The sequence below is a fragment of the Nitrospinota bacterium genome (assembly GCA_035528715.1).
In the GTDB taxonomy this organism is placed as follows: Bacteria; JADFOP01; JADFOP01; order DATKYB01; family DATKYB01; genus DATKYB01.
On record DATKYB010000043.1, the window covers coordinates 40,312 to 49,483 of the forward strand.

6 protein-coding genes and 1 tRNA gene are annotated in these 9,172 nt (G+C 42.0%); 6 read left to right on the forward strand and 1 reads right to left on the reverse strand.

The genetic code is table 11. The features are described from left to right. Positions 1-4: 4 nt before the first annotated feature. The 6 genes from VMW81_03090 (at position 5) to VMW81_03115 (ending at position 8,538) form a co-directional block, all read left to right on the forward strand. On the forward strand, positions 5-2,464 hold the full coding sequence (locus VMW81_03090) for an MtrB/PioB family decaheme-associated outer membrane protein (protein HUU49930.1): 2,460 nt from the start codon (positions 5-7) through the stop codon (positions 2,462-2,464). A gap of 419 nt (positions 2,465-2,883) precedes the next feature. After that, on the forward strand, positions 2,884-5,949 hold the full coding sequence (fdnG, locus tag VMW81_03095; protein HUU49931.1) for a formate dehydrogenase-N subunit alpha: 3,066 nt from the start codon (positions 2,884-2,886) through the stop codon (positions 5,947-5,949). A 1-nt stretch (position 5,950) separates the two neighbouring features. After that, entirely contained in the window at positions 5,951-6,739 is a 789-nt protein-coding gene (locus tag VMW81_03100; protein HUU49932.1) for a 4Fe-4S dicluster domain-containing protein, read from the forward strand. 3 nt (positions 6,740-6,742) lie between these two features. Continuing rightward, positions 6,743-7,363, forward strand: coding sequence for a formate dehydrogenase subunit gamma (locus VMW81_03105; protein HUU49933.1), 621 nt, complete (start codon positions 6,743-6,745; stop codon positions 7,361-7,363). Between the two features lie 85 nt (positions 7,364-7,448). Next, positions 7,449-8,324, forward strand: a complete 876-nt coding sequence (locus VMW81_03110; protein HUU49934.1) for a formate dehydrogenase accessory protein FdhE — start codon at positions 7,449-7,451, stop codon at positions 8,322-8,324. A gap of 138 nt (positions 8,325-8,462) precedes the next feature. Further along, positions 8,463-8,538, forward strand: a tRNA-Phe gene (locus VMW81_03115). A 10-nt stretch (positions 8,539-8,548) separates the two neighbouring features. Here the strand turns inward: VMW81_03115 and VMW81_03120 are convergent. Continuing rightward, positions 8,549-9,172: site-specific integrase (locus VMW81_03120; GenBank protein ID HUU49935.1), on the reverse strand; the 624-nt coding region annotated here is incomplete at its 5' end.

Below are 9,172 nucleotides of genomic sequence, written 5' to 3' on the forward strand. Positions count from 1 at the left end.
GAAAATGAGAAAAAAGCTTACATTCACTATACTGATCACTGGCTTATTGGTGCTAACGGCATCTTTTTTCTTGCCTTCCCAGGTTTATGCAATTCCATCCATACCCCACGGTCTGGAGGGAAGGGATAACTGCCTTCAATGCCACGGACAAGGAAAGATTAAGCCATTTCCTGCCGACCATAAGGGAAGAGACAATAAAAGCTGCGTTCAATGCCATAAACCCAAAGACGAGAAAGCATCCGAAAAGAAGTCTTCTGTTATGGAGAAGATTTCCGGTATGGCAGGTATTACTGTAAGGGGTGTAGATAATGAAAGGGAGTCGGCGAAGTTCAATGAGTACAGAGACCTTCAGGATGGTGTCACAGGCAGTGTAGACCTTAGATACAAAGAAGAGAACGGTTATTTTATTGACCTTAAAGCCAAAGAAATAGGCCTGGATGACCAGAATACAAGTTTAAAAGTGGGTAAATACGGGAAGTATAAAGTAGAGTTTGTCTATGACGAGCTTCCCCACAGATTTGCCTATGATGCAAAGAGCCTTTATGCCGGAGAAGGCTCAGGAGACCTGAGGCTGAACAGTTCATTAAGGTCAGACCTTGCTGCAGGAATTAGTGAAGCAGAGCGTGCCACGATTCTTAAAAATGCATTTGAGGACAGTGCACATGAAATAGACCTTGAGCTCATGAGAAAAACGGGGAAGGTAAATATTGATATTGCCGCATTTGACCCGTTCAGCATGCGGCTTGAGCTGAGCAGGGAGGAAAGGGACGGCACACGCCCCTATTTTGGCGCCTTCGGCTTTCACAATACCATAGAAATACCTCAGCCAATAGATTATGATACATCAGAAATTAGGTTCATAGCCGAGTACGCAAAAGACGCGCTCTATCTGAATGCAAGCTACTATTTCTCCGATTTTAAAAACAATATCGATACTCTGAGATGGGATAACCATTCCGAGACGACTGACAGCACAGGCAACACTGCTTATATAAACTTCTCAGCTGGGCCTGCAGCAGGACTGATAGACCTTGCTCCGGACAACACGTATCACCAGGCATCTTTTTCAGGCTCATACAATGACCTCCCCCTAAAGAGCAGGATTTCAGTCGCTGCATCATGGGGATGGATGGAGCAGGATGATAACTTGGTGGCTTACGCAACCAATACGGCTATCACCGCGACATCTACTCCTGCCGCGCCTTTCAATGCCTCTGACCCGGCTAACCTTCCCAAAGGCAGCCCTGATGCAAAGGTTGATACAACACTTTACAATGTCCTGTTTACATCCAAGCCTTTAAAGTTCATGGACGTAAAGGCAAGATACCGCTTCTATGAATACGAAAACAAGACAGCGCAGATAGAGTTCCCCGGCTGGGTGAGAACGGATGCTCTATGGGAGGAGCTTGGTGGTGGTGTAGACGTCATAACCGAGCCCACAAGCTATAAGAAGCACACTGCATCATTCGATCTCGGCTTTGATATATTCAAAAGAACCAGATTTAATATTGGCTACGCCTATAATAAGACAGAAAGAGAGCACAGAGAGGTCCACAAACAGGAAGAGGATACATACAGGGCTTCAATTGACAGCAAGCCATTTTCGTGGGGAGAATTCAGAGTGTCCTATGAATTCTCAAAACGGGACGGGTCCTATGATTACACAGTCCCCTGGGAAAGGACCATTGAAGCAGGAGACAATCCTGCCCAGTTGCCATGGCTCAGGAAATACGACGAGGCTGAAAGGGACAGAAACAGGATTCAGCTCCTTGCAACGGTTTACCCGACAGAAAAGCTTTCCGCAACAGGCTCTTATATATTTGGATATGATGACTTTGACAACTCTGAATTCGGGCTCCTCAAGGACAAGCACAATATCTTCTCCATTGATGCAAATTATGCACCTCATGAAAGGTTAAGTCTCTATGCCTTCTACACCTATGAAAAGTATGAGAATGACATGAAGTCAAGACAATGGACCGCGGGTAGTACAGGTGACCCCTTTACTACTGAGCCATCAACAGTCTCAGACAGCAACTGGTATAATGATAACGAAGATGAGACCAACACCTTTGGCGGTGGTTTTCTGCTTGCCCTTCTGCCAAAAAGACTCGACCTCGATGTCTCCTACTCCTATGCAGACACAGACGGAGTCGCTAAGTTCTCCAGCCCTGTAGGGACTGTTGATGCAAATGACTTCACACCTGTTGACTACACAGAGGTAGATGATACAAACCTCCAGACACTGCATGCCAAACTGAAATATAAGTTTAAGAAAAAAGGGCTTTCCGCTACACTTGGCTATATGTGGGAGAGATTTGATATCGAGGATTACAACAAACAAGGGTTTACAAATGTTCCCACTGATTCCAGTGGAAATTTTAGTGATGCCCTTCTTATGGGGACACTTCCTGAAAACTATGAAGTGAATCTTGTCTACGCAAATCTTCAATATAAATTCTAAATCACATCAAAAAGGGGCTTTTTAAAAAGCCCCTTTCTTTATCCTTTCCAGAATTTAGTTAACATTTTTCAGTGGATTTGTCAGTTTCTCAAAAGTTAGGATAAGAGATATTTTTTGCTCCACTCATTAAATTGCCTTCGATTTTCTATTTAAAAATCGATTTCTCTATTGATATATTTATAATTTTCATCTCACCTTTAGTCTTCTCTTTTTTATATCAAAAGAATTTAAAAAACAAGTAAAGGGTTTAAATTCAATCAATTAGAATGTTAGAGATTTTTTGCAAGAATTCCTTGTATGAAAATAAAAATTGCTTTTTTTATTGACTTATAAATTCTTTTTTGTTATTTTACAAAAGTTTTCACTGACTTATAAAAATTTATAGAGTTTAATTTAAAGAAAGGAGGGGAACCAATTCTATGGATGTTTCACGTAGGGGTTTTCTAAAACTCACCGGAACAACTCTTCTCGTTGGTGGCCTTGGTATTGATCTTAAGCCCATTGAGACTTTTGCCCAACCAAAGAAGATCAAATACACCAAAGAAACCACCACCATATGTCCCTATTGCGCTGTTGGCTGTGGAATCATCGTTCACAGCAGAAACGGTAAAATCATCAATGCCGAAGGTGATCCAGATCATCCTATCAACGAGGGAACGCTCTGTAGCAAGGGAGCATCTGTCTATCAGTTGTCTGGAGATGCCAATGAAAATCGTCTCAAGAAGCCGCTTTATCGAGAACCTTATGCTAAAGAATTTAAAGAAATAAGCTGGGATGAGGCTATTGACAAGATTGCCAAGAATGTGAAAAAGAGCAGAGATAAAGGCTTCGTAATAAAAAATGCGAAGGGACAAGTTGTAAACAGAAATGATGATATAGCTCATATAGGAAGCGCTGCTTTAGATAATGAAGAGTGCTATATCCTACAGAAACTGATGCGCGGATTAGGGCTGGTGTATATCGAACACCAGGCACGCATCTGACACTCCGCTACTGTAGCGGCTCTGGCAGAGTCGTTTGGTAGAGGGGCAATGACAAATCACTGGATAGACATAAGAAACAGCGATGTCATCTTGGTGATGGGAAGCAATGCTGCTGAAAACCATCCCATTTCCTTTAAATGGGTAATGAAAGCCGTTGAGAACGGTGCAACACTTTTGAGTGTTGATCCTCGTTTTACCCGAACTTCTTCAAAGGCTCATGTTTTTACCCGCTTGAGATCAGGAACAGATATTGCCTTTCTTGGCGGCATGATCAAGTATATTCTCGACAACGATCTGATTCAAAAAGAGTATGTTGCAGAATATACCAACGCCTCCTTCTTGATCGATAAGGGATTTGATTTTAGAGATGGCCTTTTTTCGGGTTATGACCCTGAAAAAAGAAAATATGATAAATCCACATGGAAATATCAGGTGGATGAGGATGGTATTCCTAAGCAGGATAAGACACTACAGCATCCAAGGTGTGTGTACCAGTTATTGAAGAAGCATTACTCACGCTATAATGAAGACCTGGTATCTTCTATAACAGGAACACCCAAAGATGATCTCTTGAAAATCTATAAGATCTATTCTGCAACAGGTAAGCCGGATAAGGCTGGAACAATCATGTATGCCATGGGCTGGACCCAGCACACGGTTGGGACCCAGAATATTAGGACCATGGCTATGATACAGCTTCTCCTTGGCAACATCGGAGTAGCCGGAGGAGGAGTCAATGCCCTCAGAGGAGAGTCTAATGTTCAAGGTTCAACAGACCATTGTTTGCTTTTTCATATCCTTCCTGGATATCTCAAGACTCCAACGGCGTCTTTACCTACTTTAGAAGCCTACAACAAGAAATTTACCCCAAAGACCAATGATCCTAAGAGTGCTAACTGGTGGGGTAACTATCCCAAGTATTCTGTGAGTCTCCTCAAGGCATTCTTTGGGAAGAATGCTACAAAGGAGAATGACTTTGGATACTCCTGGCTGCCGAAATTGGATGATGGACAGAATGCTTCTTGGCTGATGCTCTTTGATCAGATGAGCGAAGGGAAGTTTTCAGGTTTCTTTGCTTGGGGACAGAACCCTGCTTGCAGTGGATCGAATGCAGGAAAGGTAAGAAAATCCTTGGAAAAATTGGACTGGATGGTTAATGTTAATCTCTTTCCGAATGAGACTGGCTGGTTCTGGAAGGGCCCTGGAAAGGATCCTTCCAAGATAAAAACCGAGGTTTTTGTTCTTCCTTGTGCAGCCTTTTATGAGAAAGAGGGAAGCCTTACCAACAGCGGCAGGTGGAGTCAGTGGAGGTACAAGGCAATCAATCCTCCTGGAGAGGCAAAGCCTGATGCTGAGATTATGACAGAACTTTATTACAAGGTAAGAGAATTATATGAGAAGGAAGGTGGAGCATTTCCAGAACCTATCCTGAATTTAACATGGGACTATGGTCCCAAAGGACCGGATGGAAAGCTGCTGCATCTCAACGTCCATGAAATCGCCAGGGAGATCAACGGATACTTCCTGGAAGATGTTGATTTTCCCAAGAAGAAAAAGAGTTTTAAGAAAGGTCAACTTGTTCCAAGTTTCGCCTATCTCAAGGATGATGGTTCCACCTCTTCTGGTAACTGGCTCTACTGCAACAGTTACACAGAAAAGGGAAATATGGCTGCAAGGCGAAATAACAAAGACAATCCTGAAGGTATAGGATTATATCCAAACTGGTCATGGTGTTGGCCTGTAAACAGAAGAATCATATACAACAGGGCATCAGTAAATCCAAAAGGTGTTCCATGGGCTATGAAGAAGCCTGTTATTTTTTGGAATGGTAAGAAATGGGTAGGGGATGTTCCAGATGGAGGATGGGCTCCAGGAACAAAACACCCCTTTATCATGAAGCCAGAAGGACACGGAAGGATTTTTGGAATGGGTCGGGCAGATGGACCATTCCCAGAGCATTATGAACCCTTAGAGTGCCCTGTAGCTAAAAACGCTATGTCTTCTCAGAGGATTAATCCTACGGTTAAACTTCTATCCAAGTCTGGGGCTGCTGAAGGAGAAGGTGGAGACTTATATCTTACCTGCGATGTGAGATTCCCTATTGTTTGTACAACATACAGGGTTAGCGAACACTGGCAGACTGGAGTTATGACAAGATGGACACCTTGGCAGCTTGAATTAGAGCCCCAGTTGTTTGTCGAGATGAGCAAGGAGCTTGCAAAAGACAAGGGGATTGAGAATGGTGAAAAGGTCAAAGTAAAGTCTGTTAGAGGAGAGGTCATAGCCGTTGCGATGGTTACTGAGAGGTTTAAGCCTTTTAAGATCGGGGATCTGATAGTCCACGAGGTCGGTCTCCCATGGCATTATGGTTGGCTCTATCCAGATGATGGAGGAGATAGTGCTAATCTCCTGACACCAACTATTGGGGATGCCAATACCATGATTCCGGAGACAAAGGCTTTTATGGTCAATGTGGAAAAGATTGGAAAGGGGGTGATGTAGTATGGGTGAGAAGATAAAATTGATCGATCTTTCAAAATGTATTGGATGTCGGGCTTGTCAGACTGCATGTAAACAGTGGAATCAATTAAAGCCTGTTAAGACCATTAACAGGGGAACCCATCAAAATCCTCCTGACTTATCCCCTGAGACCTATACGCTCATCAGGTATGATGAAGTTTCAGACGGAAATGGTGGTTTGAAGTGGCTCATGAGAAAGGATGGATGCATGCATTGTACTGATGCTGCCTGTCTTATCTCCTGTCCTGCTCCTGGCGCTCTTACCTATAGAGAACATGGGGCAGTGGTTTTAAACAGAAGCCTTTGCATCGGATGTAAAAATTGCGTGATAGCATGTCCGTTTAGTATCCCGAGATTTGATGAAAAGGCTGAGAAGCCCTATAAGTGCACACTCTGTTATGACAGGATTACTGATGGGCAGATTCCTGCATGTATTAAGTCCTGTCCCACTGGAACACTGACATGGGGCGATAAGAACACGATGATTAAAAAGGCCTATGCAAGGGCTGAAAAGGTGGGTAAAGGGTCGATCGTCTATGGTGATAAGTTTGTTAAGGGAACGCATGTCATGTATGTGCTGACTGAAAAGCCAGAAACCTATGCTGCATTACCGGCAAGTCCGAAGGTGCCATTGTCAGTCAGGGCTTGGAAGGATATTCTAAAGCCTCTGATTACGATTGGCATTATCGGTAGTATTGCAGCTGCTTTATTCCACTACTTCACATTTGGTCCAAAAACAGTTGAAAAATTTGAAAAAAAAGGAGGTGAATAGGAGATGAGTCAATATATAAAAGCATCCACACCCATTGAACGCTTCATCCACTGGGTTCTGGCTATTAGCTGTCTCCTTCTGATTATATCTGGTCTTGGATTTATGTTTCATGACCTAAGCTTCGTTTCCAGATTCTTTGGTGGCCTTTATGCTATGAAGGTGATCCATAGCTATTTGGGTATTGTCTTCGGCATATCTTTACTCTTTTCCCTATTCACCTGGTTGGAAGCGGCAAAGTTTGATTCTAAAGACATTGAATGGATCAAGGTAGGCGGTGGATACCTGAAGAAAGACGTGCAGATACCAGAGGTGGGACGATACAATGCTGGTCAAAAGATGTTCTTTGTTTTCGTTATCGTCTTTGGAGCTCTGATCTTTATTTCAGGTCTCATGATGTGGTTTCCCTTTTCGTTTCCTAAGGGATTGGTAAGACTTAGCTATGTTGTTCATGTCTTGAGCTTCTTGGCCCTCGTTCCATTCATTGTAGTGCATATCTATCTTGGCTCGATTGGTGCTCCTGGAGGAATTCATGCTATGATTACGGGATATGTTGCTAAAGAATGGGTTGAGAAACATCATCCAGGATGGCTAAAGGAGGTAGAGAGCGGACAGAGAGAGGGATAGATAATCGATAAAAATAAAAAAGGCTTGCCTTTTTGGTAAGCCTTTTTTATTATGTACGGACAAAAAACTTATTTTGGAAATAAAAATGAAAGAATTGAATAAAGAGCTTGAGAGAATAGATGAGAAGATAAAGAAAAATCCGGTATATTCTGATATTCTTGAGCTCTATAAAGAGATATTAAAGGCCAAAAACAGATATAAAGATATTTTGAAGGTAGAGCCTTTGGATATAGATGAAGAGATGATAGAAAGAGCAATAAAAAACGAATTTCCTGCAGTTCGTAAAGATAAAATCAATGCGGATTTTGAGGCATTGGAGAAATATTTTTTTGAGTTATTGAATCTGTTTAAAGAGAAAGAGGAAGATTTGGCAGAGGAATTAAAATCAGCAATTCAAAGAAGAGAAATTAATCTTAAGGAATTGGTAAGGGATGTGTTAGTAAGGGGCGTTGATACTAAAGGAGAGAATGGTGATGCAGAAGAAGAATCGTGGAGTGACAATAAGACAGTCAGGCTTCTTATTTATGAGGCCTTAAGACCTGTTATGGAATCTTATTCCCAAACGTTAAAAGATAAGATCAAAGATGAAGATTGGGGGAAGGGAGTTTGCCCTGTGTGTGGTGAGAAACCAAGGATGGCCGAACTTCGAGGAGAAGAGGGAAAGAGAATTTTCATGTGTTCTCTCTGTAGCCATGAGTGGTCTTTTATGAGGGTCAAATGTCCATTCTGTGAAAATGATAATCAGGAAGAATTGGGATACCTTTCCGTTGAAGGAGAGCCAAATTATCGGATTAATATCTGTAAGAAATGTAAAGGATATATTAAGACCATTAATACGAAAGATTTCGGTGAGGATGCAGATGTATCCCTTGTTTTAGAAGACATCACAACCTTACACCTCGATATATTGGCAAAGAAAGAAGGTTTTAAAAAAGAGAATATTGCTTTATTCTATCCATAATCAGAAAATAATATTTTCACACTTTTTGTTATATTTATCTACTCAATAAACTCCATTTTTTAAAAAATGCTTGACTAAGAGTTTAATTTGAATTATTTTAAGTTCTCGCAAAGCCTTCCACAGGTTTTATGAGGATGTGCCGAGATAGCTCAGTCGGTAGAGCAGAGGACTGAAAATCCTCGTGTCGGCGGTTCAATTCCGTCTCTCGGCACCACTCATAATCTTTAGGAATCAAGCACTTGAAAGGCTTTAGCATCTCTCTCTTTTTTCTCCTTTTCGCGAGTTATTACTAAATTTATACTGTTTTTTGTTTTGTGATAGTCTGTAAGCCTCTTGGAAGCCTCTTTTAGGTCTTCCTCGTCAATGATATTGTACCGTTCAAACACGCTTCTTGTTTTCCAGCCTCCTATCTTCATGATCACGCTCTCAGAAACGCCGGCCTTCCTCATATTCCTTGCAGCGGTCCTTCTGAGATCATGAAATATCTTACCATGAAGCTCTGCAGCATCACGCGCCTTGTTCCATGCCTTTCTATAGTTCCTTATCTGTCGACCTTTGCGAGAGGAAAACACCCATGGACATTCGGGAAATTTGGTATTTCTCGCATAGAGCTGAAACTTGATTATCTCAAACAGCTCACCATCCATGTATAAGATTCGAGGCTCTTTGTTTTTAGTGGTCCCGACCTCTAATTCAATCTTTTTCTCGAGCAAGTCAACCTGATCCCATTTAAGACTCAGGATTTCTTCTATCCGGCAGGCTGAATAATAGCCCATTGTCAAAACCGGTCTTAAATAATCGGGTAAGGCTTCCCTCATTTTTTGGTATTCCTCATATTCAAAGAAACC

Excerpts from the sequence above, each read along its gene's own strand:
- VMW81_03105 (HUU49933.1), top strand. The coding sequence starts at position 6,743 with ATGAGTCAATATATAAAAGCATCCACACCCATTGAACGCTTCATCCAC.
- VMW81_03100 (HUU49932.1), top strand. The coding sequence starts at position 5,951 with ATGGGTGAGAAGATAAAATTGATCGATCTTTCAAAATGTATTGGATGT.
- VMW81_03090 (HUU49930.1), top strand. The coding sequence starts at position 5 with ATGAGAAAAAAGCTTACATTCACTATACTGATCACTGGCTTATTGGTG.
- VMW81_03110 (HUU49934.1), top strand. The coding sequence starts at position 7,449 with ATGAAAGAATTGAATAAAGAGCTTGAGAGAATAGATGAGAAGATAAAG.